The organism is Kitasatospora sp. NPDC043949 (assembly GCF_056435365.1).
In genome coordinates, this window is the sequence record NZ_JBWKEQ010000051.1 from 30,552 (window position 1) to 55,729 (window position 25,178).

The 25,178-nt window shown below is 70.7% G+C and carries 19 protein-coding genes and 3 pseudogenes; 12 read left to right on the forward strand and 10 right to left on the reverse strand.

The genetic code is table 11. The features are described from left to right. Positions 1-108: 108 nt before the first annotated feature. The 3 genes from AC07AL_RS31280 (at position 109) to AC07AL_RS31290 (ending at position 4,164) form a co-directional block, all read left to right on the forward strand. Positions 109-426 carry a hypothetical protein gene (locus AC07AL_RS31280; protein ID WP_363584269.1) on the forward strand — a complete coding sequence of 106 codons (318 nt, stop codon included), beginning with the start codon at positions 109-111 and terminating at the stop codon, positions 424-426. Between the two features lie 888 nt (positions 427-1,314). Next, on the forward strand, positions 1,315-1,557 hold the full coding sequence (locus tag AC07AL_RS31285; RefSeq protein WP_400843858.1) for a hypothetical protein: 243 nt from the start codon (positions 1,315-1,317) through the stop codon (positions 1,555-1,557). A gap of 2,103 nt (positions 1,558-3,660) precedes the next feature. Continuing rightward, the gene (locus AC07AL_RS31290) at positions 3,661-4,164 is read left to right on the forward strand and encodes an SMI1/KNR4 family protein (protein ID WP_478319055.1); all 504 of its coding nucleotides are present in this window, start codon (positions 3,661-3,663) and stop codon (positions 4,162-4,164) included. A 260-nt stretch (positions 4,165-4,424) separates the two neighbouring features. Here AC07AL_RS31290 and AC07AL_RS31295 read toward each other — a convergent pair. The 3 genes and pseudogenes from AC07AL_RS31295 to AC07AL_RS31305 all read right to left on the reverse strand — a co-directional run bounded on the left by AC07AL_RS31295 (position 4,425) and on the right by AC07AL_RS31305 (position 6,328). Further along, a pseudogene (locus AC07AL_RS31295) lies at positions 4,425-4,943 on the reverse strand (winged helix-turn-helix domain-containing protein). 244 nt (positions 4,944-5,187) lie between these two features. After that, positions 5,188-5,583 carry a hypothetical protein gene (locus AC07AL_RS31300; protein ID WP_363584275.1) on the reverse strand — a complete coding sequence of 132 codons (396 nt, stop codon included), beginning with the start codon at positions 5,581-5,583 and terminating at the stop codon, positions 5,188-5,190. A gap of 133 nt (positions 5,584-5,716) precedes the next feature. After that, positions 5,717-6,328 (reverse strand): TetR/AcrR family transcriptional regulator, encoded by a 612-nt coding sequence (locus AC07AL_RS31305; RefSeq protein WP_363584277.1) that lies wholly within the window; start codon positions 6,326-6,328, stop codon positions 5,717-5,719. A gap of 245 nt (positions 6,329-6,573) precedes the next feature. On the opposite strand from AC07AL_RS31305, the gene AC07AL_RS31310 reads away from it, so the two are divergent. The 3 genes and pseudogenes from AC07AL_RS31310 to AC07AL_RS31320 all read left to right on the forward strand — a co-directional run bounded on the left by AC07AL_RS31310 (position 6,574) and on the right by AC07AL_RS31320 (position 10,115). Next, positions 6,574-7,662, forward strand: coding sequence for an alpha/beta fold hydrolase (locus AC07AL_RS31310; RefSeq protein WP_363584278.1), 1,089 nt, complete (start codon positions 6,574-6,576; stop codon positions 7,660-7,662). Positions 7,663-8,307: 645 nt separating this feature from the next. Then, positions 8,308-8,820 (forward strand): annotated as a pseudogene (locus tag AC07AL_RS31315) (ParA family protein); the annotation flags it as partial. Next, positions 8,820-10,115 (forward strand): ParB/RepB/Spo0J family partition protein, encoded by a 1,296-nt coding sequence (locus tag AC07AL_RS31320; RefSeq protein WP_363584279.1) that lies wholly within the window; start codon positions 8,820-8,822, stop codon positions 10,113-10,115. The pseudogene AC07AL_RS31315 and the gene AC07AL_RS31320, both read left to right, overlap by 1 nt. 115 nt (positions 10,116-10,230) lie before the next feature. Here the strand turns inward: AC07AL_RS31320 and AC07AL_RS31325 are convergent, their stop codons facing one another. Beyond that, positions 10,231-10,911 (reverse strand): hypothetical protein, encoded by a 681-nt coding sequence (locus tag AC07AL_RS31325; RefSeq protein WP_363584281.1) that lies wholly within the window; start codon positions 10,909-10,911, stop codon positions 10,231-10,233. A 360-nt stretch (positions 10,912-11,271) separates the two neighbouring features. On the opposite strand from AC07AL_RS31325, the gene AC07AL_RS31330 reads away from it, so the two are divergent. The 4 genes from AC07AL_RS31330 to AC07AL_RS31345 all read left to right on the forward strand — a co-directional run bounded on the left by AC07AL_RS31330 (position 11,272) and on the right by AC07AL_RS31345 (position 14,799). Next, complete coding sequence (locus AC07AL_RS31330; RefSeq protein WP_363584283.1) at positions 11,272-11,616, forward strand: hypothetical protein; 345 nt, start codon at positions 11,272-11,274, stop codon at positions 11,614-11,616. 226 nt (positions 11,617-11,842) lie between these two features. Further along, complete coding sequence (locus tag AC07AL_RS31335) at positions 11,843-12,058, forward strand: hypothetical protein (protein WP_363627695.1); 216 nt, start codon at positions 11,843-11,845, stop codon at positions 12,056-12,058. Between the two features lie 193 nt (positions 12,059-12,251). Further along, positions 12,252-14,096: an ABC transporter ATP-binding protein gene (locus AC07AL_RS31340; protein ID WP_400806738.1), complete on the forward strand. Its 1,845-nt coding sequence runs from the start codon at positions 12,252-12,254 to the stop codon at positions 14,094-14,096. Positions 14,097-14,157: 61 nt separating this feature from the next. Next, positions 14,158-14,799 (forward strand): nucleotidyltransferase domain-containing protein, encoded by a 642-nt coding sequence (locus tag AC07AL_RS31345; protein ID WP_363584288.1) that lies wholly within the window; start codon positions 14,158-14,160, stop codon positions 14,797-14,799. A 48-nt stretch (positions 14,800-14,847) separates the two neighbouring features. Here AC07AL_RS31345 and AC07AL_RS31350 read toward each other — a convergent pair whose 3' ends face one another. Both AC07AL_RS31350 and AC07AL_RS31355 read right to left on the reverse strand, forming a co-directional pair. Further along, a complete protein-coding gene (locus tag AC07AL_RS31350; protein WP_363584290.1) occupies positions 14,848-15,420 on the reverse strand; it encodes a dihydrofolate reductase family protein in 573 nt (190 codons plus the stop codon). Positions 15,421-15,566: 146 nt separating this feature from the next. Continuing rightward, positions 15,567-16,337, reverse strand: a complete 771-nt coding sequence (locus tag AC07AL_RS31355; RefSeq protein WP_363584292.1) for an oxidoreductase — start codon at positions 16,335-16,337, stop codon at positions 15,567-15,569. 448 nt (positions 16,338-16,785) lie between these two features. Here AC07AL_RS31355 and AC07AL_RS31360 point away from each other — a divergent pair, with 448 nt between their 5' ends. Beyond that, positions 16,786-18,942: a HelD family protein gene (locus AC07AL_RS31360; protein WP_363584294.1), complete on the forward strand. Its 2,157-nt coding sequence runs from the start codon at positions 16,786-16,788 to the stop codon at positions 18,940-18,942. Positions 18,943-19,017: 75 nt separating this feature from the next. Here the strand turns inward: AC07AL_RS31360 and AC07AL_RS31365 are convergent, their stop codons facing one another. Continuing rightward, positions 19,018-21,009, reverse strand: a complete 1,992-nt coding sequence (locus tag AC07AL_RS31365) for a BTAD domain-containing putative transcriptional regulator (protein WP_478319058.1) — start codon at positions 21,007-21,009, stop codon at positions 19,018-19,020. 270 nt (positions 21,010-21,279) lie between these two features. Between AC07AL_RS31365 and AC07AL_RS31370 the strand changes: the two genes are divergently transcribed. Continuing rightward, entirely contained in the window at positions 21,280-22,158 is an 879-nt protein-coding gene (locus AC07AL_RS31370) for an alpha/beta fold hydrolase (RefSeq protein ID WP_363584298.1), read from the forward strand. A 155-nt stretch (positions 22,159-22,313) separates the two neighbouring features. Here AC07AL_RS31370 and AC07AL_RS31375 read toward each other — a convergent pair whose 3' ends face one another. The 3 genes and pseudogenes from AC07AL_RS31375 to AC07AL_RS31385 form a co-directional block, all read right to left on the reverse strand. Continuing rightward, entirely contained in the window at positions 22,314-23,633 is a 1,320-nt protein-coding gene (locus AC07AL_RS31375) for a nucleotidyl transferase AbiEii/AbiGii toxin family protein (protein ID WP_363627700.1), read from the reverse strand. Next, entirely contained in the window at positions 23,630-24,406 is a 777-nt protein-coding gene (locus tag AC07AL_RS31380) for a hypothetical protein (protein ID WP_478319059.1), read from the reverse strand. Before AC07AL_RS31380 ends, AC07AL_RS31375 begins: the two co-directional genes overlap by 4 nt. A gap of 127 nt (positions 24,407-24,533) precedes the next feature. Continuing rightward, a pseudogene (locus tag AC07AL_RS31385) lies at positions 24,534-25,085 on the reverse strand (ADP-ribosylglycohydrolase family protein); the annotation flags it as partial. Between the last annotated feature and the right edge of the window lie 93 nt (positions 25,086-25,178).

Consider the following 25,178-nt stretch of genomic DNA (forward strand, 5'->3'; position numbering starts at 1 on the left):
GTTGTGGTGGGGCTCAGCGGTGGGTGGGGGAGCTGTCGAAGCTGTCGGTTTGGCGGGGGGGAGGAAGCGGGATTCTGTCCCGACCTGGACGGGCGTGGTTGAGGATGGATGGTCGTCATCCTGGCAGCGCCCGCCGTCGTCGCCTACCAGAACCAGTGCGGTGGGCGCTCCTGTGTTCGGCACGGGCACAATGGTGTCCCGGCCAAGGGACCGCGGCTGAGCGATTTTCCGCAGAAAATTCTCCACGCGCAGGACAGCTATGGGGCAGCAGCGTCTGCCACTTCTTGCCGCGCCGGGGGATGGTCGGCAGTGCAGCTGTGTGCGCTGGCTGGCATCGGGCTCATGGATTCGCGCGATCTGCCGCTGGCACAGCATGGCGAACGCACGCCGTTGGAGCGGGTCCGGACGGCGTGTGACGTCATCTAGGGGAGCCGATCAATCCCCCGAGCCGTCCCGGTGTTCCCTTGAGGCCCCCGAATTTTCTGCGGAAAATTTCGCGACTCGGTTCAGCAGCCTGGCTTCCTGGTCCACCGCGATCCGAAGAGAGCGGCACTCGGCCGGCTGGCGAACGACCCTGTGGGCTTGCCCGGCCGGACCGTGGGGGCGGGCCAGCGGAGCCGCATCATTGGCCTGCGGTTGTGACGGGAGCTCAGTTTTATGTGGGGGAGCCGTTGAGGTGGCTGATCCAGCATGGAGGAAACGGCGCGTCTACCTCGGACTGGATGGGTGTGGCCCACGATGAATGTTCGTCATCGTGGCAGTGTCCATCGGCGTCGCCTACCAGAACCGGTGCGGTGGGCGCTCCTGCGACCGGCATAAGCAGATGGGTAGTCGTCGCGCGGTGAGCTCCGGACAGCACGACTGCGTCCGGGGCCAGGGGGCGCGGCCCGGCGATTTTCCGCAGAAAATTCGTCGGCGGTCGGGCAGGGGCAAAGCCGCTGTTGGTCTTCGCCTCGGTGACGGATGACCGCGTACGCGTCCTGTCACGGCCCGCGTCGACAGGCTCTGTGGCTCCCGGGCGAACCGCGCCTACCTGTGTAGGCGCGGCATCCGTCGCACCATCCTGGAGGAGACCTACCGGATCTGTAGCCGAACGAAGCTCGGCGCCGGCGACGGACGTCGCCCAGGTCCGACGAGGATGATTACCGCGCTCAAGCAACACCGCGTGCGGTGGCGACGGGGTACCACGAGTCGGCTGTCCGCTACGAGGCAACCGTGGTGATCGCCGCCTCATACGAGTAGCTGCGAAACGCCACCCGCTGCGATCATGTGGCGGTGAACGATGGACTGCCGGACGGCTGGACGATCGAGCGAGTGTGTTCCGCATCAGGGGATCCTGAAGCCGCCCTGCTCACCCTCGAACGACTGGTCGTGGTGGAGGAGCACGGCCGCGCGGACTACGTCTCACTCCGGCCCGACGTCATCCTGGCCTTCCACGGCCTGTGTCTCGTACGAGCGGACGACGACTGGTACATGGGCGAGCTCGACTTCGACGGCTCGGTCATCTGTTGGGCCGCCTACGGTTCCGACTTGGGCGAAGCCATCCAGGGGTTGTGACGTATCAGGCGATCGGCTTGATCACTTTCACAGCGTGCCTCAGTGGGGGAGAGGACCCCCACTTGTCGTGATAGGCGCTCCCCCGTAGGAGGCCGCAGGGGAGTCGAAGCCGTCGGCAATTCCTGTGTCGCGAGGGTGGGCCGATTGCTGGGAACCGGGACACAGCGATCGCGGAGCCCGATCTGTCTACCGCTCAGTCGAGGAATTTTCCGCAGAAAATGCGAGGGCTTCGATGGGGGAGCAGCATCAGCATCCGGACCAGCCGACTGGCAAGCGCACGCTCACGCGCTGCACAGCCACGGCTCGGACTCGGGTTCCGGCTCATTCAAGGGGCTTCCGTACCACTGACCCATGCCGTCCGGGTTGGCTCTCTCCGAGCTTCTCCGCGGAGGCCGGTCAGAGTTCTCGACGGACATCCATCGTGCCCACGGCAACGGCAATGGACGATGCCAGCAACGGACGATGCAGGGGACGGCCGATCCGTGGGCTTCGTCGAGGGACTCTGAATTTTCCGCGGAAAATCCGATGCGCCATCGGCCAAAGCGATGCTCTGGACATCCACAGCGGCGTCGAGTTCGCCATCACTACGTCCGCCGCTTGACCTGCTTTACGGCGCCTCTGCTTTCACGATCGAACCAGCAGCTCGTATCCGACCGGACCGATGGCCCCCCGAAAGTGCTCACCGGGGCAGGACCGCCACCTCCCGATCTCGACCGTACGGCTCATACCTCGGAGAGGACCCGGCCAGTGGGGCGGCATGCCACAGCTGATGTCGGTCCTCCAACGCATCGGGGTCAAGGGCTCCGGTGTGGTCGTTCGCGCACACCTCGGACTGCCTTGGCGGCGCCAAGGGCGTACGGCTTCCGCCGCAACTGTCGTTACCTGCGAAGGCGCCAGATTCAAGCACACCGTCCCGGAGGAGAAGGATCAGCGGGCCAACCGTCGGCGACGAGTCAGCCGAGGAGGCCGGCCTGCGGGCTCCGACATGAAGATGTACAAGCGTCGGAACGAGGTCGAGCGCGCGGTCAAATCGGCTCGGCGTCCTCGATCCGACTGCGGCCCAGGTCGTGGGTCGGTTCGATTCCCGGGCGCCGCCTCGTCCGGTCAGGTTCGTCTCGACGTCGTCCCAATCCGGGCCGTGCAGCCACAGGTTCTGTACCGCCTTCCCGCATCAGTGCCGGCTCGCCCGGTCGTGGCAGAGGCACGAGCCGGTACGCCAGGCTCCGTATCTGCATCGGCAGGCAGCCCCGTCAGCTGGCCGCGGGCACAGCGCCCTCAGCATGGCGAGGATCGCATCCGCATCGGCGAAGGTCAGCTCCTCGACGAAGTAGTGCTCGTCATCGTCGTAGTCGCTGAAGCGATGTCTCGTGACGGGCTTTCCGACGGCGGCCGCAGCCGCGGTCAGTCTGGCGGTGGCGCCGACGGTCGGTACCTCGGCGCTGCCACGAACCCGGGCCGACCATGAGGCAGAGGACCGGAGGGGAAGGGGAGCGGCGGGTGAAGGTCCAACTTGCCAAGCGGCCGCAGCGAGCTGCGGTACGCCTGAGGTCGAGCTGGCCGGCCAGGAGGTGGCGGAGCCGGGGACGAGCTTCCGGCGGAAGGAGAAGCGGGTGCGATGTTCGGCACCCGTCCGGCGTGGGTGTGAGCGCGAGTGGCTTCTTCGAGGCCTCGGGAGCCGACTCCTCAGCGGTCAGAGGCGATTTGCACGTCGCAGGCCACTTCACGTTCAAGGGACTGAACACAAAAGACATCGGAAGACCAGTAATAAACAAATCTCGGTACGGCGCTGTTTTCGGATGACGTGGTGCTGGGCACGTCCCCCCGTAGCCTTCCCGCAGCGGCCGGGCCCTTCGGTATTTAGTTCGTATGAATAAGAGATGAGGCGGTTCGGATTCGGTGGCCGAGGTGAGCCACGTCGACGGTCGAGCCTTCGCGACGTGTCGGGTGATCGACCCGAAGTTCCGGATGTGGGGGAGAGGGCGGGACGTGGCCTGGGGGCGTAGCGGAGCGTCGTCCACCAGAGCTGGGCGCCTCGCGGGGAGGGGAGCCCGGTGCGCGGGGATGACTCCCGCCCGCCGTGGTGGCATGAGACTCTGGGATTCGGTGACCGAGCCCTGGAACCTCATTGACGTCTGGCCGGCGAAGAACGCATCGGCCAGCCTGGCCGAGCGTCACCCGCCCGCATCGCCCGAAGCCGTCGGGCGCACCGAGGAGCGGCTCGGGTTCGAGATCCCCGCTGATCTGTGCGAGTCGCTGCTGTGCCATGGCGGAGACGACGCCTACCTCGCTGTCCTTCCGCGCGGCCCCCTGTACTCCACGGAAAGGATCGTCGAGATCCGCACCATGCGGATGAGGATCTGGGACGCCGATGATCCGGACCAGCGGGACGCCCCGTGGTGGGGAGCGCGGTGGGCCCCGTTCGCCGGCCGTTACGGCGACGAGCACTTCATCGACGCCGGGCCCGGCCTGTGGCACAACCACCTCGGGAGGGCTGCCCATGACGGCTCGGCCTACTCCGCCGGCTGGCCGAGCCTGGCCATCCTGGCTCCATGCCGTCGCCCAGGCGATGCTGCACCACGGTGGCCGCGACCACGTCGAGCCGGCTAAGTCGCCAATTCGCTTTTGTGTCAAGGTAGTTGAATGATAGATCTCACCGAAAGAGCGGAACTCGGTTGAGTGGCAAGCCCTTTGCGGGAGTCCTGTTCGGGCATCGGGGACGCAACACCTGAACTGGGCAGGCTGGTCTTCGGTGTTGCCCATGATCTGGTTGAAGAGCCCCGATGCGGTGTGTCATCACATCTCGCACGAGGCCCGCCGTGACGGCCAGTTGCGGGTGTCTGGGCATCGGGCGCGACACGACAGTGGCGTCAGGGGCGGAAGGGGAAGCCGTAGAGGTGCACGGACACGTGCTCGCGGCCCTCGGTGTCGCCGTCTGCCTTGGCGGCCTTGCCGCGCTTCCGCCAGCGTCGTCCCAGCGCCTCGAGTTCGCCGTTCAGCTCGGCGAGTTCGGCCGGGGTCGGGTCGATCATCCCACTCGGAGCTGAACGTGGAGTCCGTCCACACCTTGCCCCAGGCGGCGCCCTGGTCCAGGTACGCGCGGTACGGGGAGGTCCGGGTCTCGACGATGCCGCGGGTGACCGCGCCGACTGCGGCGGCCCCCTCGGGCGTGCCCGCGAAGTCCGAGTCCCCAAAGCCCCAGCCCTCCTCGGAAGCCATCTGCCACCACGGCTCGCGGCCGTCCGCACTGCGGCCGCTCGCCTCGGACACGAAGCCGTGCTCGGCCAGCTTGCGCAGGTGGTAGCTGACCAACGACGGGGCCGCGTCGACCTGTTCGGCGAGCTGGAGGCGGTCGCGGCGCCCGCGGCGTACAGCAGCCGGTAGAGCATGCGGCGATGTCGTAGTGGAAGCGCCGCGCGGCCTGGATCCGGACGCTCTCGATCCGGCCGACGCGGACGGGGGCGGGGGGTGGTGCAGGGCACCGGCTTGGTTCAGATCGCGCCGCTGTCATCGACGGTGTCCGCTATCGGCTGCCAGCGGACGTCCGGGTGTTACGGGCCGTCGGCTGCGGCACGGGCCCGGGTACGGGCACGGGTACCGGTGCGGTTGGGGGAGGGGCCGGGGACGGCTCGGTCAGGCCAGCCAGCGCAGCACGGTCCAGGGGCCGGCGGGCAACGGTGAGAAGACGAGCGTGGGCACCAGGAGCAGTCCGGCACTCACCCACCAGTAACGGCGGCCCCGTAGGCCGGCCAGCTTGCGGAGCCCGAGGTTGACCAGCCACCACAGCAGGCCGAAGACCGTCCAGACGACGACGCCGGCCACCACCCACACCATCGGGCCGTCGTTCTCGGTGGGTTCGCGCTGCCCGAGCCCGAGCCAGACCAGCGGGTAGTTGAGGAAGAACACCAGCGTGAACATCAGCGGGACCATGGCGGCGAACCCCAGCGCGACGTTGACCAGCACCGGGGCCGCCCACGCCGCCCACACCGCCTGCCTCGTCCGGGCCTCAGGCGTTGCGCAGGGGTGCATGGTGCTTCTCCAATGCCCGGTAGAGCTCGGTCAGTTCGACGTCGTGCTTGCCTGCGGTCCGGTCCGTGCCCGGGCCGTCGTAGCGTCGGGAAGTCGATGGCGGGGTGGCTGTTGCATTCGTCCTGCGCGCTCGTCAGTCGCGGGTGAGGTCCTCGGGCACTGCCCGGGCGAGGGTGTCGGCCACCGTTGTGCAGGCGAGCCGGGCCACGGAGCGCAGCTCGGCGTCGGAGGTGCCGGCCCGGCTCAGTACGGCCAGCGACTGGTTGACGGCGACGACGAATACGGCGAGCTCGTCGAGCGTCCGGATGTCGGCCGAGGAGTCCGCCAGGGCCGTGCGTACCCGTTGACGCTGTACGTCGAGCAGGCCGCGCACCTGTGCGCCGTTCTCCTCCTTGAGCGTCGGCGACTGCGCGGCGGACTGGGCGATGAGGCACCCGGAGGGGACCGACGGGTCGGCGATGCGGCCCAGGACGACGCCGAAGAACGCCTCGACCGCGCGCACCGGATCACCGGGGTGCGCCGCGAGCGCCTGCTCGTACTGCGTGCCGTAGATCGACGCGTAGCGGTCGAGGCACTGGCCGAACAGGGCGTCCTTGTTGCCGAAGGCGCCGTAGAGGGAGCCGCGGCCCAGGCCGGTGGCCGAACCGAGGGCATCGAGTGAGGCGTCGGCGTACCCGCGCTGCCAGAACACCTGCATGGCCTGGTCCAGTGCCGCGTTGATGTCGAACTGCTTCCGGCCGGACACGGTGTGCACCTCTCCTGCTTCTCCGCTGTCCCACGTCGTCGCGACGAGCCTACCCGCATCTTGGACCGATCGGTCAGTCATCTTTGACTGATCAGTCCAAGATGGCTAGCGTGCAGGCAGGCGGTTCCCGGATCCGAAGACTTGCCGGGGCCAGCCGCTGGCCACCGGCCGTCAGCCGCCGGCCGGACCGGGCGGTTCCCGCCGTCTCGGCGAACCCGTCAACCCCGTGCCTCCGAAGGATGATCATGAGTCTGTCGCCGACCCGCCCGCCCACGCCCGAAGGCCGCGGTTCCGTCTCCCAGGTGCCGAACCTCCCGGCCGGCTTCGCCGACACCTTCACCAGCCGCTACGTCGACACCGGCGAACTGCGCCTGCACGCCGTCACCGGCGGCGAAGGGCCTGCGCTGCTGCTGGTCGCCGGCTGGCCCCAGACGTGGTACGCCTGGCGCCTCCTGATGCCGGCGCTGGCACAGGACTTCCGGGTCGTCGCGGTCGACCCGCGCGGCGTCGGACTGTCCGACAAACCCCCGGGCGGGTACGACACCGGCACGCTCGCCCGCGACCTGGTGGCGCTGATGGACGCGCTCGGGCACCGGCGGTTCGCCCTGGTCGGCCACGACGTCGGGATGTGGACCGGTTACGCCCTGGCTGCGGACCATCCTGACCGGCTCGACCGCCTGGCCGTCGCCGAGGCCGCGATCCCGGGGTTGTCGCCCTCGCTGCCTCTCCTCGGCAGCCGGGAGGCCAACGACCGCCTCTGGCACTTCGCCTTCAACCGCCTCACCGACGTCAACGAACAGTTGGTCAGCGGACGCGAACACCTCTACTTCGGCCACCAGTTCGCCACGAAGTCCGCGAAGGCACTGCCCGACTACGCCGTCCAGCACTACGTCGACACCCTCGCCGCCGAGCCGGAAGCCCTGCGAGCCGGCTTCGAGTTCTACCGCGCACTCGACACGACCATCGCCCAGAACCAGGAGCGCAGGACTCGACGGCTGACCCTGCCCGTCCTGGCGATCGGAGGAGCGGAGAACCTGGGCGCCTCCGTCAGCGAGACGATGGAGCTCGCCGCCGACGACGTGCAGGGCCTCGTCCTCCCCGACTGCGGCCACTACCCGGCCGAGGAGGCCCCGCAGGCGATGCTGACCGCCCTGACCGCGTTCCTGGCCCCGTACCGGGACGGGGCGGGCGCCCAGGGCGCCCCCACGGCACGCGTCGGCCCCACCACCCCCACCGGTGAGGTCGACGCCGCGTACACGGCCATGACGATCGATGCCCGGCCCGTCTCGAACGCCCGTCGGCAGGCGTCGGATGCTGACCGCTGTGACCACTGACCGCTCTCTTCCGACTGACCCCGTGCTTGCGGGGGAGGAGCTTCTTTCCGGCCCGCGGCGGAGCGGTGATGCCCTTTGCCGTTTCTTGACCAGGGCCCGCGGTGCCGGATAGTGAACTGCGGTGATCTGTTGAACTGTCAGGAAACGGCGGCGCGGTGTTCCAATGCGCCAGGGCTGCGCGTGGGCGCACGGCTGTTCGGGGCGGCCGGTGAAGGCGAATGCGTCCCCGGCAGCGGCGCAGTCCCGATGCCGCTGTCCGTGCGTCACGCTCTCTTGAGATGGCGGGATTCGGGGCCGGGTCGCCGGGGATATCCGGGAGGTTCTCGGAAATCAGGGGCTCAGCGAAACGGACATTGTGCTTCATGACACGCGGGTCGTGTCGGCATCAGGCCTGATCATCTGGAATGCTGTTCCAGTCCGCCGTCACCGGCTTTGATCGGCGGGCATCCGCAGTACCGGGCAAGCGGCCCGGGAAGCCCACGGAGAGAACGGAACATCATGAAGCCATCTGTACTTGTCGTGTCCACTGACCCTCAGGGATCGGCCGTCGTCTGGGCGGAGCGGGTGGGGGACAACCTGCCCTTCGATTTCATGGCGGCGCACGACCAGGCCGATCAGCTGCTCCACCTCAAGAAGACCGGTGCCAAGGTCCACGTCATCGCCAACCAGAAGGGCGGCGTCGGCAAGACCACGACCACGGTGAACCTCGCGGCGTGCACCTTCGACGTCCTCGGCGAGAAGGACGAGTACGAGCACATCTTCATCGACACGCCGGGCACCCTGGCCGACGAGGAGATCCTGCGCAGTGCTCTGGAGATAGCGGATGACGTCCTGGTCCCGATGATCACCGAGCCGTTGTGCTTCGACCCGACGGCGCGGACGATCCAGAAGGTCATCGAGCCGATGGACATCCCCTTCCGGGTCGTCATCAACAACTGGGACCCCCGGGACGGCCGCGCCGACCTGGAGGACACCGAGGCGTACATCGCCGCGAAGGGGTGGCCGCGGGCCAAGACGGTCCTGAGGCGTTACAAGATCCACTCCCGGGCGGTGGCCGAGGGAACGGTCGTCACCCAGTACAAGGAGAGCGGCACCGCCTACCGGGCCCGCGAGGACTTCTTCCGGCTGTCCCTCGAACTCGGGTACGGGGGTCGCTGATGGCCGGCCGTCGTGTTTCCTTCGCCTCGATGGCGGCCGACCCGGTCGTCGACGCCCCCGGGGTGGTCAGCAACCAGGAGACCCCGGCCCGGTGGGTCCCCACGGGGCCGGACTCTCCGGCCCGGTGGGTCCCCACCGCCAACTGCCTCCCCAACCCGCGCAACCCGCGCGATGACCTGGGCGACCTGTCGGACCTGGCGAGCATCAAGGACCGCCAGCTGCAGAGCTGCCTCGCCGTCACCCCGGACGCGTACCTCCGGCTCTGGCCGGAGGACGAGGGCCTGCTCGGTGCGGGCCCTCAGGACGTGGTGATCGTCAACGGCAACCGGCGCCGGGCCGCTGCCGCGCTGTACGGGCGCGAGCAACTGCTCGTCGTCGTCGACGACTCGGTGGCGGACTCCAAGGCGACCCTGCTGCGCGCGGCGCTCGACGAGAACATGGCGCGCAAGGACTTCGACCCGATCGAGGAGGCCAACGCGGTCCTGCTCATCGTGGCGCAGTACGCCACCGCCAAGGAGGCCGCCGAGTCGGAGGGCTGGTCCCAGAGCTGGATCTCGCACCGCAAGAACCTGCTGAAGCTCCACCCCGAGCTACAGCGGCAGGTGCGGGCCAAGGCGCGGGGCGAGGAGGGCATCTCCATCAACGTCGCCCGCCGTCTGGGATCGGTCAAGGGCATCGAGGCGATGGCCCTGGCCGAGCAGACGGAGCAGCTGGAGCAGCTGCTCCAGGCCGACGCCGACGCCGTCGCGGCCAAGCGGGCGGCGAAGCTGGGGGCCCGAGCGGCGGCGGTTCAGGCCTCCGCTGACGGGGTGACTCCTCAGGCCGCGCCGCAGCGACCCGTCGCATCCGCGAGTGGGCCTGCGGAGAGCGCGACCACGGCTGCGTCCACGGCTGCGTCCACGGCCACCGTCACGCCGTCGCCGGTGGAACCGTCGCCGGTGGATCCGTCGCCGGTGGAACCGTCGGCTTCGGCTACCCGGTCGAAGCCCGCCAGTGCCGGCACGGGGGAGAGCACCGAGTCCGCTCCGAGCACCGAGCCCGCTCCGAGTGCGGAGTCCGCTCCGAGCGCCGAGCGATTTTCCGCGGAAAATTCCGAGCCTCTTCCGATGCCGGAACAGCGAGCCGAGGCCTCCCCGGCCGAGCAGCCGTCGGCCACGCCGTCCGCGGAGCTCGGCGATGTCGACTGGCATGACGTCGAGGAACTCGCCGACGCCATCTGCCGCACCCTCTCGGCCGACGAGGCCTACCGCCTCGCCGACGCCCTGGCCAACCGTCTGCTGACGACCAACAGCTGACGCGACCTCCGGTGCCCGCCCCGTCGTTCGCACGGGGCGGGCACCGGATCGGCATCCCTCGCCGGTGCGTGCGGGAGGGAGACGTGGACCTCCCCGGCCGTCCGAACGGCGTCGCTCATAGTCCGGCTTCGTACGTCCCGGGCGGCACAGGCGTCCCGTCGTACGGGAGATAGCACCTCATGCGGTACGACAGCAGGTGCTGTACGAGGTCGCTCGCCAGGAACGGCTTCGCCCACTCCCACTGGGTGCCACCGCGGCAGGCGGTGCAGGCGGCGTCCCGGTGGCTGCGGCACACCGTGCCGCGGGCAACGTGCTGGGTGCGCATCTTGAGTCGACCGGACAGCCAGATCTCCGTATGGGCCCTCGCCTTCTGCGGCTTGCAGCGCATCAGAACGCAAACCTCTTCGACGCTGAGCACCCGCAGGGCGACGCCCAGGCGGGCGTGCCGGCTGACCTGTGAGGTCGCCAGACCGGGCAGGAGTTGCTCGGTCAGGCTCGGCTCGAGCCGCTTGATGAGTTGGTAGCTCGCTCTCTTGCTGTCATCTCCCTGGGGGAGATCGTGGATCAGCCAGATGAGCGGGCTGTACACCACGCTGGTCGCTTTCCGGTTCGCCCGCAGGAGGCGCGCGGCGTCCTTGAAGTCCTGGCAGGACTTCTCGTCCTCAAGGTGCTCCAGGAGGTTGCGACGTGCCTCGGCGTACGTTCCGAACGGACGGTATCCGTAGTCGACGACCTTGATCTTCGTCTCGGGAGTCGTCACCAGCTTCGCTGCTATCCAGGCCCACTCCGTCAGCATGGGACCGACCATAACCCACGACGGTGCTCCCGGAGGAGGCCTCGTCGCGGACTCGGGTGGTGACGGAGAATGGTTTCGGCCGCCCGAAAGTTCGCATGGGGAAGGCGATTTGACGATGTGTCGGCTGGTGCGTTCCGCCGTGGCGTGCGGTCAGGTCTGTTCGTTCCCGGTCCACGCGCGGAGTTTCCGGGTCGCGGACGGCCCAGATGCGGCTGACGCGGCCGCCGCTGGTCTCGAACACGGCCACGGTCACGGTGACGTCCACCGAGCTTCGAGGGCCCCGAGCCGTACCGTCAGCGATCCGTCCGCGGGCTCGGGCCAGGGCACCGCAGTGTCGGTGGTGTCTGATACGAAGGCCCTGTGACGGAGGACGAGATCATCAAGCGGCTCATCGAGCAGAATGCCGGAGGGCGTCCTTCGCCTGCGCTTCCGGAGGCTGTGTCCGGGCTCGAAGCAGTTGTGGGGCACCCCATGCCGCCTTTGCTCAGACGGATCTATCTCGAGGTCGCCGATGGCGGGTTCAGCCGCTGGGGCGGTGCCCTGTCCCTCACCGAGTACCGTGACGAACCGCCCGTACTGCAGGCGTACCTCGGGTGGCGCGAAGGCTATGGCGCGGACTGTCCGACACCGGTGGTACCGCTACTGCCCTGGGGCTGCGCTAACTGGTCGCTCCCGGCATGGCTGTATGGCTATTGCCTGAGGTGAATGATTGCTCGGGAGCAATGGTTCACCCTGAAATCGGCAGATCGGGTGGCGGCTCGTCACACACGGTTTCTTGGGGGATTCTTGACCAGGAAATCGAAGCAGGCGGCTGCCGATTTGGACAATCCGGAAAAATCATCAAATTTTCACATTTAGCGCACTCGATGCTTGTGCATTGCGGAGGTGAGGATGACGATGGAGCGAGGGGGACTTCGAAAGAAGGTTGCTCATGTCATTCCTCGGACAGTTCCAGTCCTTCGGTCGGTTCCGTGACGACTGGGGCGGCGGTGGTCGCGGTGGCGACTACGGCGACTTCGGTGACGACCGTGGCGGCTACGGCGGCTACGACGACTTCCGTGACGACTTCGGCGGCGACCGTGGCGGCTACGGCGGCTACGGAGGCGACCGCGGCGGCTACGGAGGCGGCTACGGAGGCCGGTGGTAAGGATCGCTTCCCTGTGAGAGCGGGCCGGGCACGTGTGCCCGGCTTTGCCGTGTCGGCCGGGAGCGACCCCACGCGGGCCCGCGCCGGCCGTGCGTGTGGAGACCTTCCATTCCCGGAGCAGGGCCTCTTTGATCGGGAGTTCCTCTCAATCCGGAAGTGATCTGGGCTCGGGGACGAGCGAGAAGACCGTGAGATGACGAGGAAACACAGCCTTCGGTCGGCTCTGCGACGCTTGCTCACGGTCGCCGAGACCTCCGATGTGGTCGCCGCGGCACCGCCGGTCCCGCTCATGGCGATCTTCCGGCGCTTCTGGCCCTACACCAAGGGTGGCCGCCGGTGGCTGGTGGTGCTGCTGGCCCTGGTCGCGGTGGGCCCGGCGATCGAGGCGATGGAGATCTGGCTGTTCAAGATCGTCATCGACGACATGCTCATTCCGCACCGGCTGAACCTGTTCCTGCCGATCGCCCTCGCCTATGCGGGGCTGACCCTGCTCTCCGGAGTACTGGGCTTCGCCCGCCGGGTGATCTCCACCTGGGTCAGCGAACGCTTCCTGCTCATCCTGCGGTCGGACGTGTTCCGGCACATCCAGGGCCTGTCGCTGGGCTTCTTCGAGCGCCGGCGGCTCGGCGACGTGCTGTCCCGGGTGACCGGCGACGTGGACGCGGTCGAGACCTTCCTGCTCTCCGGCATCGTCAACGCGCTCGGCCAGGTGGCGCGGCTCGGCATCTACGTCGGCCTGCTGCTGGTGCTGCGCTGGGACCTGACCCTGGTCGCGCTGGTCGCCGCGCCGCTGTTCTTCCTCACCGCCCGCCGCTTCGCGAAGCTGATCCGGGCGGCCTCGCGCGAACGCCGCCGGCGCAGCGGCTCGATCAGCGCGGTCGCCGAGGAGTCGCTCGGCAACATCGCGCTCGTCCAGGCGTACAACCGCCAGGACTGGGAGCACGCCCGATTCCAGCGCGAGAGCATCGGCCGGTACCACGCGGCGATGGCCTCGACCAGGATCGGAGCGCTCTACGGGCCGACGGTCGACTTCGTCGAACTGCTCGGCGGCCTGGTGGTGATGGGCCTCGGGGCCTGGGAACTCGTGCACGGCCGGCTCACCTTCGGTGGCCTCATCGTCTTCCTCACCCTGCTGAGCAGGCTCTACGGCCCGATCCAGAGCATGTCCGGGCTCGGCAACACCTTCTACGCGGCCTCCGCCGCCGCCGAGCGGATCATCGAACTGCTCGACCAGCGTCCACAGGTGACCGATCCCGCCACCCCCCGGCCGCTCGGCCGCGCCCGGGGCGGGATCGAGTTCGACGACGTCACCTTCCGTTACCCGGACGTGGAGGCGCCCGCACTGTCGGAGGTGTCCTTCGAGGTGGCGCCGGGGGAGACGCTGGCCCTGGTCGGCGCCAGCGGCGCGGGCAAGTCCACCGTCGCCAAGCTGCTGTTGCGCTTCTACGACCCGGACGACGGCGCGGTGCGGCTCGACGGCCTCGACCTGCGCGACCTCGCCCTCACCGACCTGCGCGAGAACGTCGCGGTGGTGCTCCAGGAGACCCTGGTCTTCCACGGCACCGTCCGGGAGAACATCGCCTACGGGCGCCCCGAGGCGAGTGAGGCCGAGATCCTGGCGGCGGCCCGGGCGGCGGACGCCCACGAGTTCATCACCCGGCTCCCGGACGGCTACGACACCCTGGTCGGCCAGCGCGGCCGGCTGCTCTCCGGCGGCCAGCGTCAGCGCCTCGCGATCGCCCGCGCGATGGTCCGGGACGCCCCCGTCCTCATCCTCGACGAGCCCACCACGGCCCTGGACGCGGAGTCGAGCCAACGGATCATGGGCCCGTTGCGCCTGCTCATGGCCGATCGCACGACGATCATCATTTCGCACAATCTGCTGACCGTCCGCGACGCCGACCAGATCGTCCTGCTCGACCAGGGCCGGATCGTCGCCCACGGCACCCACACCGAGCTCCTCCTCCGCAGCTCCGCCTACGCCGGCCTGCACCGGTTGCACCACCCGCCGGGCGAGTCCGTGGAGGCCGTCCCCTGAGGCGTGCCCGGGCGTACCGATCTCGGCCACGGCCCTGCGGGCCTGTTGGTAGATTCCTCGCGTGAGCGAGCAACTGCCCGGCGGTGGGATCGAGCTGTCGGCCGACGAGGTCGCGGCCCTCGACGACAGGTGGTCGTCGTGCTGGAGGCCGGACGAGGTCGCGCGGCGGTTGGCGGGGGTCGGCACGCCGTGGTGTGTGGCCGCGGGATGGGCGCTGGACCTCTTCCGGGGCGGGCAGGCGCGTGCGCACGGGGACATCGAGATCGCGATTCCGGCCGCGAGCCTTCCCGAGGTCCGCAGTCGCTTCCCCGGGTACGTCTTCGACGCGGCGGGCAGCGGCCGGATCTGGGAGGACGCCGCACCGGGGGTGCTGGCCGCCACCCATCAGACCTGGCTGCGCGATCCGGCCACCGGTGACTACCTGCTCGATGTGTTCCGCGAACCGCACGACGGCGACGTCTGGATCTGCCGGCGCGATGAGAGGATCCGCTTTCCCTACGGCGACATCATCCGCCACACGGCAGGCGGCATCCCGTACCTGGCGCCCGAGCTGGTCCTGCTGTTCAAGGCCAAGCACCTCCGCCGGAAGGACCAGGCGGACTTCGACACGACCGTTCCGCTGATGACCCCGGCCCAGCGCGGGACCCTGGCCGAACTGCTCGCCTGCGTACACCCGGGGCATCCCTGGCTCGCGGACCTGTAGCCCCCGCGCAGTCGTTGGCGCGAGGGCTTTCCGGGTCTGCGGGGAACGTCAGCGGACGACGTCGAAGACCTGCTTCTGCAGACCGTTGGGGTAGACCTCGTGCTCGACGAGCGTCAGCTTCTGGGTGTCCTTGTCCGTGGTGCTGAACAGGCGCTTGCCCGCGCCGAGCAGGAGCGGGAAGACGAGCAGGTGGTAGCGGTCGACCAGACCGGCGTCGGAGAGGGCCTGGTTCAGGGTCGCACTGCCGTGCACGATGATCGGGCCGCCCTCGGTCCGCTTCAGCGCGGCAACCTCGTCGAGTGAGCGCAGGATCGTGGTCTCGCCCCAGTTCGACACCAGGTCGTCCTCGGTGAGGGTGCTGGAGACGACGTACTTCGGCATCACCTTGTAGTCGGCGAAGTCCGCCATGTCGGGCCACACCTGGCTGAACGCCTCGTAGCTGACCCGCCCCAGCAGCATCGCGGTGGCCTCCTGCTGCTCCCGCCCCTTGATCTCGAAGGCCTCGGGAAGGAACTCGATGTCCTTGAAGGTCCAGCCGGAGTTCCGGTAGCCGGGCTCCCCGCCCGGGCCTTCCACAACGCCGTCGAGCGAGATGAAGGCGGTGCTGATCAGGGTACGCATCTCTGGTTCCTCGGTGTCTCGGATCTGGATTCTTCCGGGCTCGCCGACCTGGTCGGCATCGGACGCCCTGCTGTCGGCCGCCGATGTGATCAAGGTAGCCGTGCCGGCCGGACGAGGCCGCCAGCCGGGGCCGCTGTGCGTTGCCGTCAGCCCCTGGGGAATTCGCCGCCGTCCACGACGAGGTTGCTCCCCGTCAGCCAGCTCGCCCGGCCGGACAGGAGGAACAGGACCGCGTGGGCGATGTCGTCGGGTCGGCCGTCGCGTCCCAGCGGGGGAGTCGTGGTGTCCTGGCCCGGCCCCGCGTCCAGGCGTGCCCACTGCTCGCGCGTCGCTTCGCCGCCGGGGGTGGCGGTTCGGCCGGGAGACACGGTGTTGACCCGGATCCCGTGCGGGGCCAGCTCGGCGGCCAGCCCCCGGCTGTAGGCCTCCAGCGCCGCCTTCGCGGCCACGTAGTGCAGGAACGGCGGTGCCACGGTGGGGACGGCGGCCGAGGAGACGTGCACGATCGCCCCCGAACGCCGTTCCCGCATCCCCGGTGCCAGCAGCGCGTCCAGCCGCACCGACGCCAGGAAGTTCAGGTCCAGCGCGTTCTGCCACTCCTCGTCGGGGATGGCCAGGGCGCCGTGGTGCGGCTGCGCCCCGCCCACGTTGTGGACCAGGATGTCCACCCCGCCGAGCACCTCCTGCGCGGCCGTGGCGAGCGCCTCCGCGCCGGCCCGCGTTCGCACGTCGGCCGCCACGAAGGCGGCCTCCTCCGGGACGGTGCCCGTCGCCGACCTGGCGGTCGTGAGCACCTTGGCGCCCGCGTCCAGGAGTTGGCGCACGATGGCTGCTCCGATTCCGCGAGAACCACCCGTGACCAGGGCCCGCTTGCCTGCGAGTTCCTGCGTGCCTGGTCCGTTTTGGGTCGTGGTCATTTCCTTGGTCCTCTCGATCGCGTGTTCGTCCGGGTGTTCGTCCGGGTGTTCGTCCGCTCGACGGAATGGGAATCGACCAGGCGCGCAGGGTGCGAATTCCTCAGGGAGCGCGAATACTTCAGGGAAATCGTGGTGGGTGCCTCGTCGAGCTGTTTCACGGTACGGCCGGAAAAGAGCGAGAGGCAAAGACGAAGTGTCAGCAGACGCTATAGGGAAGGCCTATGGCGTGCCGGTTCCGTCGTGCGCCGCCGCCGGCCGCTGACCTGCGGCCTCGACGTCCTCAGCGACCACTCGTACGCCTCTGGCTGATGTTTCGTCAGATTCGGTGCACAGGACGAGAGTTGGGGAAGCGTGAGGCGGAGGGCGCAACGGCGGTACGTTCGTCAACTTTTACTTTCCCCCGCCCGCCCCCGCATAGTGACGGCCCGAACCCGAGAGGAGGCCCGTCGTGCCGTACAGCGATGACCGTGCCGAGTGCCAGGTGCAGGCGGAAAACGTGCAGGTGGGGGCCGTGTGCGCCGAGTACGACCGGCGCCTGGAGCAGACGCGCGTCGAACTGGCCCGTACCCTCGCCGCGCCCGCCGACGGCGCCGGGGCCGTGTACGAGCGGGACGTGGCGGCCGCGCGGTGGGCCGGGGAAGTACGCCGCCTGGAAGGCGCCGGCCACGGGCTGGTGTTCGGCCGTCTCGACACCGCCGACGGCACCACGCTGCGGATCGGGCGCCTGGGCCTGCACACCGAGGCGGACGAACTGCCGCTGCTGGTGGACTGGCGGGCCGAGGCCGCCAGGCCCTTCTACGAGGCCACGCCCGTCCACCCGATGGGCCTGCGACGCCGGCGCCACCTGCGTCTGGACGGCCGCACCGTCGCCGCCGTCAGCGACGAACTGCTGGACGGCTCCGACCCCACCCGTGAGGACGTGATCGGCGACGGCCCGCTGCTGGAGGCACTGTCGGCCCGGCGCACCGGACGCATGGGCGCCGCGGTCGCCACCCTCCAGGCCGAGCAGGACGCGATCGTCCGCTCCCGCCACCGGGGGGTGACGGTCGTACAGGGCGGCCCCGGCACCGGCAAGACGGTGGTGGCCCTGCACCGCGCCGCCTACGTGCTGTACGCCTTCCCGCGCGCCGCCGAACGCGGTGTCCTCGTCCTGGGCCCCAACACCCGCTTCCTGGACTACATCTGTCAGGTGCTGCCCTCGCTCGGCGAGAACGACGTCGCCCTGGCGACCTGCGCCGACCTCGCCCCCGCCACCCCCGGCCCGGCGGCGCCCGAGGAGCCGCAGACCGCCCGCCTCAAGGGCGACCCCGCCCTCGCCGACGCCCTGGCCGCCGTGGTCCGCGCCCACCAGGCCCCGGCGGAGGACGGCCTGGCCATACGGGTCGGCCAGGAGGAGGTGCACCTGCCGCAGTCCGACCTCGCCGCCGCCGCCCGCGCAGCCACTGCCGACGGCCTCGCCCACAACCGGGCCCGCGACCTGTTCAAGGACCTGCTGGCCGACGCCCTCACCCGCGCCCTCGAACGCGACACCGCCGACACCCTCGACCAGCTCGACGCCGAGGTCGCCCAGCTCACCGGCCTCAACCTCGACCGCGTCGCCGCCGCCGATCTGCGCCGGCTCGGTCTCGACGGCTCACGTGCCCACGACGCCGCGGGTACCGGCGACGCCCCGGGTATCGGCGGCACCGTGGGTACCGGCGACACCGCGGGTACCGACGGCACCTTCGATGCCGAGGCCGTCCGCGCGGCCCTGCTGGACGACCCGCACCTCGACCGCGTCCTCGACACCCACTGGCCCGCCCTCACCCCGCACGACGCCGTCCGCGCCCTGCTCACCGACCCCGCCGCCCTCACCGCCCACCTGCCCCACCTCTCCGACGACCAGCGCGCCCGCCTGCTGCGCGCCCCCGACGCCCCGTGGACCGACGCCGACCTGCCGCTGCTGGACGAGGCCGCCGCCCTGCTCGACGGCCCCCCGCAGCGCAGTTGGGGCCACGTCGTCGTCGACGAGGCCCAGGAACTCACCGCGATGCAGTGGCGCGCCGTGCTGCGCCGCTGCCCCACCCGATCGATGACCGTCGTCGGCGACTTCGCCCAGGCCGGCCCCGCCGCCCAGGCCCGCGACTGGCACGAGGCCCTCCACCCGCACACCGGGAGCCGCTTCGACCTGCACACCCTGACCGTCAGCTACCGCACCACGCAGGAGATCCTCGCCGCCACCACCGACCTGCTCGCCCGCATCGCCCCCGGCCAGGCCCGCGCCCGCGCCATCCGCCACGGCGAACCCCCGCGCACCCTCACCGCCCCGGCCCACGGCCTCGCCGCCGCCGTCCTGGCCGAACTGCGCGCCCAGACGGCCGCCCACCCGGGCGACCTCCTCGCCGTGGTCTGCGCGGACGCCCGCCTGCCGGAGCTGGAGGCCGCCGGCCTGCCCGGACACGTCCGCCTCGTCCCCGCCTCCGAGGCGCGCGGCCTGGAGTTCGACGCCGTCCTCGTCGTCGACCCCGACCAGATCACCGCCGCCCGCCCGGCCGGCGAACGCGACCTGTACGTCGCCCTCACCCGTGCCACCCGCCGCCTGTGCGTGATCAGGACCGCGCGGTAGGCCGGGCGGCGCCGGGCCCGGCCCGGTAGACGGCGAGGTGCCGGCCGGGGGCGCGGTGTACCCGGGCACCATCGCCTACCCCGCTCCGGCGCAAGCCTCCGCCTCCGCCAGGTACCGCGCCACCGGGCCCAGCGTCAGCATTCCACTGGCGGCGCCGGCATGCTCCGCACGGGCACCGCGCAGGGAAGCCCCGGCGCGTGCGGCGATACCGGGCTCGCCGAGGCGAACGGCGGCGCGGGCGGTCAGGCACCACATGGCCTCCTGCATGTGGTCGCGCGCCGGCTCGGGCACCGCGGCGAGCGCGGTACGGGCCTCCTCGACCCGGTCCTGGGCGAGCAGCACGAGGGGGCGCGCCCAAGCCCGGTACGGGCCCCAGTCGAGGTGCGGGTCGGTGGGCGCGGGCCGGTCGTGCAGCAGGCGCAGTCCGAGGAGGGCGAGCGCGAACAGGCCGCGGTGCAGCCCCGGCATTCCGGCCCACTGGAGGGCGTTCTCGGCGGCCCGGCAGTGCGCTGCGGCCGTGGCGGCGGTCGGCCCGCCGGGTTCGGTGCTGCGGGCGGCCGTGGCCCGGGCCCGGAACCACCCGGTGAGGACGGGGACGAGGGGCGCCTCGGTGGTGGCGGCGAGTCGGTTGGCAGCTTCGGCGTGCGAGGCCGCGGCGTCGAGGTCTCCGAGGGCCGAGGCGGACTGGAGGCGGACGAGTCGGCCGAGTACGCCGAAGTTCGGCAGCTCGTGCCGGGCGGCCAGGTCGAGGATCTCGGCGCCGATCCCGTCCCGTACCGCCGCGAGCCCGGGGCGGGTGAAGGACTGCAGGAACACCCCGTTGAGGGCGAAGACCAGCAGGGCGGGATCGGCCAGGCCCCGCGCCAGCGCCTCCGCCTGTTGTGCCGCCTGCTGGGCGCGGCCCAACTCGGCCGCGGACAGGTGGGCGCTGCGGCTCTCGACGGCGACCGTGGCCAGGAGGCGGGCCGACAAGTCGGCGGGGCCGTCGGGGCCGAGCGCGGTGAGCGTGCGTTCGGCAGCCGCGACGACCGCGCGGGACTGCTCGGGGTCGTCGGCCCGGCTCCAGACGGCGGGCACGTCGTAGGCGCCGATGATCCGGGCGGTCAGGAAGAGGTCTCCCGTGCGTTCCGCGGCCTGAACGGCGGCGAGGCGGTCGCGTCGCGAGTGGACGAGCGCGTCGCCACCCGCCAGTGCGAGGGTGCGGGCCAGATCCACGGTGGTGCGCGGGCCGAGTCGGACGCCGGGGCCGCTCCACCCGGTACGGGCGCCTTCGAGGGGCGCGGCCCCGTTGAGGATGTCCGTCTCCAGACGCCGGAGTTCGGCGCCAGGGTCGAGTCCGAGTTGATCGACGAGCATCGCGCGGGCTCGGCGGAGGGTGGCCAGCGCGTCGGCCTGGCGGCCCGCGCGGTACAGCGCGCGGGCCAGCAGCCCCCAGGCCGGCTCGCGCCACGGCTGTTCGGCGACGTGGGCGCCCAGTTCGGCGACGAGTCCGGCCCCTTCACCGGAGTCGAGGAGGAGGCGGGCGCGCAGTTCCACCCCCTCCAGCCGCAATTCCTCCAGCCGGGTCCGCTCGCGCTGCGCCCATGCGGCGCCGGTCACATCGGCGTACGCGGGTCCGCGCCAGTCCTTGAGCGCCGCGCTGAGGTCGGCCACCGTGTCAGGGTGGGCCACCGTGTCGAGACCGGGCATCGCGTCGGGGCCGGTCACCGTGTCAGGGCGACGCCGGGCTCGGGCCAGGGTGTCCTGGAACCGGTGGACGTCCACGTCCTCGCGCGGCAGGCGCAACGCGTAGCCGGGCCCTTCGGTGATGATGACGCGCGGCGGATCGCGCGGCGGCCGGTCGGGTTCGAGGGCACGGCGCAGCGCGGCGACGAACGTACGCAGAGCGCCCACGGCGCGGGCCGGTGGATCGGTCCACAGGTCGTCGACGAGGGTGTCGGTGGTGACCATCCGCCCCTCGGCGGCGACGAGCCGGGCGAGCACCTCACGATGGCGGGGGCCGCCCAGGTCGATCGGGCTGCCGTCGTCGCGGAGGGCTCGCACGGCACCGAGCACGTCGATTCGCATGCCCCCATCCTCCGTGTCGGGGGTCGGCTGCGCTTGACCGAACTGATCGGCTGCTGATCGGGCCGTAGCGACCGGTCTGTAGCGACCGGTCTGTAGCGACCGGTCCGTAGTGACCGGCACGTACTGGCGGCCGGTACTGGCGGCCGGTACTGGCGGCCGGTACTGGCGGCCGGTACTGGCGGCCGGTACTGGCGGCCGGTACTGATCCGTTGCTGATCGCCGTCGCCCAGGCTGGTCCGGTCAGCCCCCGACCGACAAGGACGGCCCTTCATGACGCTCACCATTCCCGGCTTCGATCACGTCCGCCTGCCCGGCGCGGACGGGGTGGAGCTGGCTGCCGCCGTCGGCGGCAGCGGCAGCCCGGTCGTGCTGTTGCACGGTTTCCCCCAGACCCACCTGATGTGGCGGCACGTTGCCGAGCGGCTCGCCGACGAACACACGGTGATCTGCCCTGACCTGCGGGGCTACGGCGCCAGCGACAAGCCGGCGGCCACCGACCCCGAGGTGTACGCCAAGCGCACCATGGCCGCCGACGTCGTGAACTTGGCGGCCGCCCTCGGCCACGAGCGCTTCGCCCTCGTCGGCCACGACCGGGGCGCCCTGGTCGCCTTCCGGGCGGGGCTGGACCACCCTGAGACCGTCACGCACCTGGGCATCCTCGACGTCGTGCCGACCCTCGACATGTGGAACGTCCTGCACGGCGTCCCGGCGGCGGTCGGCTACCACCTCTTCCTGATGGCGCAGCCGCCGGGCCTGCCGGAGGCGATGATCGCCAACAGCGCGGACGCGTTCTTCGGCTCGTTCCTCGACTCCTGGGCCAATGACGCGACCGCCGTTCCCGAGGATGTCCGTGCCGAGTACCTGCGGGCGAGCGCGGCGGCGGTGACGTCGATCGTCGCGGACTACCGGGCCTCGGCGGGCATCGACGTCACGCACGACCGAGCGGACCTGGACGCGGGGTCGCAGCTGGCCATGCCCGTGACGGTCGTCCAGCAGGACTGGGGCGCGCAGCTGGGCTACGACGCGGCCGCGGTGTGGAAGGCGTGGGCGCCGGACCTCGACCACCGGCTGACCCGAGCGGGGCACTTCATGGCCGAGGAGGCGCCCGACGAGATCGCGGAGGCGATCCGGGAGCTGCTGGCGCGTTGAACCTCCCGTTCCCCGGCTCGCCGATTGGCCGACTGACTGACTGACCGACTGACTGACCGACTGACTGACCGACCGACCGGGCCACGGTCGGTCGGCGAGTTGGGTTTTCGGTGGTCGGGTTCCTCTTCCGGCGCCGGGTACTGCCCGGGTCGGTGTCAGTTGTGGGTGCCGTCCGCCGGTTGGTCGTCGGCGAGCTCGGCGGCGTAGCGGGCGGCGGCCTCCGCCAGCATGCGGGTCATCCGGTCCGGTTTGTCGCCGAGGCGGGCGGCGACGGCGCGGCGGGCGTCTTCGAGGTTGCCGCCGAGGTTGCCCCCGAGGCCGCCGCCGAGCAGTTCGCGGATGATCACCAGGGAGTCGTCCGGGGCCATGTACCGCCGGGACATCCGTTGCTGGACCTCGTCCATGCCCTCGCGCGCCAGCACCTCCCGCAGTTCCTCGATCAGCGGGGCCAGCCACTGGGCGCGCAGTGCGTACTCGCCGTGGTCGGTGAAGGTCGCGTGGAGCCCGGCGAGCAGCTGCGCAGGGTACTCCTCCAGGGGTCCGGCGAACTGCGGGTAGTCCTTGGCGAATTCGTCCCAGTCGACGTAGAGTCCGGCGATCTGCTCCGGGAGGAGCGGGCAGCGCGACCAGGTCTCGTCGGACTGGGTGAAGACCTGCCGCAGCAGGTCGTAGGGCACCTCGTCGGTGCGCGAGAGCAGGATCGCGTCGTAGAGGTCCTTGCCCTGGGGGTGGTTGTCCGAGGCCAGCCAGAGGATCTTCCACGCGAGGGAGAGCTGTGGCGTGGCGGCGAACAACCGGCCCGTGACGCCGGGGAGCTGGTAGGACTCCGGTGGGACGGGCAGGTGTTCGGTGAAGACGAAGTCCAACTGGACGGTCCCGCCCGGAACGCCGGGTGCCGACCACGGCAGGACGAGCCGACGCCCGGGAATCCTGCTGTACGTCCAGATCTCGTCGCTGACCGCTTGGTCCGCGTGCAGCCGCACCGCGCCCGAGAGCCGTTCTGCGTCGGCGGCGAGCTCCTCGAACATGCGGTCCGTGCGCTCGTCCTCCAGCTGCCAGTCCGTCGGACGGACCACGAAGTCCAGGTCCCCCGGCTCCCGCGCCTGCTCGCCGTACCAGGCCCGCAGCAGGACGCTCCCGCGCAGGACCAGGTGCTCGGCCCACTGCGAGCCGGCGACGGCGGACAGCACGGTGTTCAGCGCCTCGCGCCGCGCGGCGAGCCACAGTTGGGCGAGCTGAGGGTCGGTGAAGGCGGGTTCACTGGGCCGCAGGGCCCGGGTGTACCCGGCGAGGGCGGGGTCGAAGACCGGCTGCTGGCTCACCGCCTCGTCGTCGATCGGCCGGACGCTCCTGGGCAGGCCCCGGTCCTCGCGGACGTCCTCCGGCGGTGGCTGCCGGGGAAGCAGGACACCCTGCCACGGCCCGTATGTCAGTTCCTCCCAGGCCACTGGTGACTGGGGCTGGTCCTCGGTCATCGCGGGTCTCCCTCTCCGTACGGTCCGGCACGGTGCTCGTGCTCGTGCCTCTGTTCGTGTTCGCGTTCGTGCTTCTGCTCGTGCTCGCTGATCCATCCCTCGTCCAGGGCCTCGGCGCTGTCCACGGCGACGAACTCGCGCTCCACCGACACCATCTCGCGACCGCCGGCGGCAAGGCCGCGGAGCAGCGCCTCCAGCCGACGGCCCGCGGTGCTCAGGCCGACCAGGCGGCACCGCTGGGTCACGAACCACTCGCGCCGGCCGTCGTCGCGTATCCGGCGCGGGTTGTGCGACAGGTGCGCACCGTGGCGGACGGCCAACTCGGCGAGGTCCGCGAGGCGGGCGGGGTAGGTGAGGCCGGCCGTGGGAAGCGGGCCCGGAAGCAGCAGCTTGACGTGGTGCTCGAAGTACCGGCGCGCCCCGTGCGGTACGGCGTCCTCGTCCGAGACCGGAACGCCCTCGGCCCACGGAGTGGCCTCGATCTTCGTCCGCAGGACCGTGAACCCGGCCCGAACCAGCCGGCCCGTGGTGTGGGACGTCGCCGCAGCGACCTCGTCCAACGAGCCGTTGGCGCGCAGGGTGAGCATCGGCTGCGAGGGCGCCGCACCGCGCGCCAGCAGGATGTGGGTGAACTTCAGGCCATGACCGTCGGCCCACCCGGCCAGCGCCTCGGCGGCGCCGGGCTCCACGGTCAGGTGCACCTCGAAGTCACCCCGGAGGTCGGGAGGACCGGACCGGTCGTCACGGTGTTGGTCAGGGCGGATGGCGAGCATGGGAGCATCCTGCCAAGCCCCTATGACAACGCCCCGCGCGCCCGGGTGCGCAGCGAGCCTTCGCCGGACCGGTCGTGGTCCTGTCGTCATACCCGGTCGGTGGCGCGCCGCGGGTTCTCGGGCGAGGTCAGCCCCCGAGGCCGTCCACCAGATCAAGGAGATCGGACAGTTGCAGGACCCGTCCGCCGGAACCCGGTAGCGGGATGTGCAGCGGCTCGGTCCACCGGGAGGGGATCGCGTCCAGTCCGTAACGGGCACCCGCAAGCCCGCCGGTGACCGCGGCGACGGTGTCCGTGTCGCCGCCCAGGTCGACGGCCGCGCGCAGCGCGCCCTCGAAGCTCGTCGTGGTGCGCAGAGCCCAGACCGCTGACCCCAGGCAGGGCCAGACGGCGCCGTTGAACTCGGTTGCCTGGTCCGGGTGCCAGTCGGGATCGAGGACCGTCGCGTACCGCGAGCGGTGATCGGGATGGATGAGCGCCAGAACGTCAGGGAGCGCGCGGAGGGCGTCGTTGTCTTCCAGCGTGACGCGTATGAGTTCGTGGAAGATCGCGGTGCCTTCCCAGGCGGCGCGGTCGCCGTGGGTGAGGGCGGCGATGCGCCGAGCGGCATCCATGGTGGCGGCCTGTCCCGCACGTGCGAAGTGGACCGCGGATGTCGATGCCCGCATCAACGAGCCATTACTGACATTGGCGCTTCAGGGTGATGGCGGCGGGAGGTCGAGGGAGAGGCCGGTCCCGGCGAGGAATCCGTCGAGGATGTCGGGGCGGTACTG

What these genes read in the sequence shown, in the direction of transcription:
- AC07AL_RS31370 (WP_363584298.1), top strand. Translation starts at nt 21,280, where the DNA reads ATGACGCTCACCATTCCCGGCTTCGATCACGTCCGCCTGCCCGGCGCG.
- AC07AL_RS31350 (WP_363584290.1), bottom strand. Translation starts at nt 15,420, where the DNA reads ATGCGTACCCTGATCAGCACCGCCTTCATCTCGCTCGACGGCGTTGTG.
- AC07AL_RS31300 (WP_363584275.1), bottom strand. Translation starts at nt 5,583, where the DNA reads ATGCACCCCTGCGCAACGCCTGAGGCCCGGACGAGGCAGGCGGTGTGG.
- AC07AL_RS31380 (WP_478319059.1), bottom strand. Translation starts at nt 24,406, where the DNA reads ATGCTCGCCATCCGCCCTGACCAACACCGTGACGACCGGTCCGGTCCT.
- AC07AL_RS31310 (WP_363584278.1), top strand. Translation starts at nt 6,574, where the DNA reads ATGAGTCTGTCGCCGACCCGCCCGCCCACGCCCGAAGGCCGCGGTTCC.
- AC07AL_RS31320 (WP_363584279.1), top strand. Translation starts at nt 8,820, where the DNA reads ATGGCCGGCCGTCGTGTTTCCTTCGCCTCGATGGCGGCCGACCCGGTC.
- AC07AL_RS31335 (WP_363627695.1), top strand. Translation starts at nt 11,843, where the DNA reads ATGTCATTCCTCGGACAGTTCCAGTCCTTCGGTCGGTTCCGTGACGAC.
- AC07AL_RS31325 (WP_363584281.1), bottom strand. Translation starts at nt 10,911, where the DNA reads ATGCTGACGGAGTGGGCCTGGATAGCAGCGAAGCTGGTGACGACTCCC.
- AC07AL_RS31365 (WP_478319058.1), bottom strand. Translation starts at nt 21,009, where the DNA reads ATGCGAATCGACGTGCTCGGTGCCGTGCGAGCCCTCCGCGACGACGGC.
- AC07AL_RS31375 (WP_363627700.1), bottom strand. Translation starts at nt 23,633, where the DNA reads ATGACCGAGGACCAGCCCCAGTCACCAGTGGCCTGGGAGGAACTGACA.
- AC07AL_RS31340 (WP_400806738.1), top strand. Translation starts at nt 12,252, where the DNA reads ATGACGAGGAAACACAGCCTTCGGTCGGCTCTGCGACGCTTGCTCACG.
- AC07AL_RS31280 (WP_363584269.1), top strand. Translation starts at nt 109, where the DNA reads ATGGTCGTCATCCTGGCAGCGCCCGCCGTCGTCGCCTACCAGAACCAG.
- AC07AL_RS31355 (WP_363584292.1), bottom strand. Translation starts at nt 16,337, where the DNA reads ATGACCACGACCCAAAACGGACCAGGCACGCAGGAACTCGCAGGCAAG.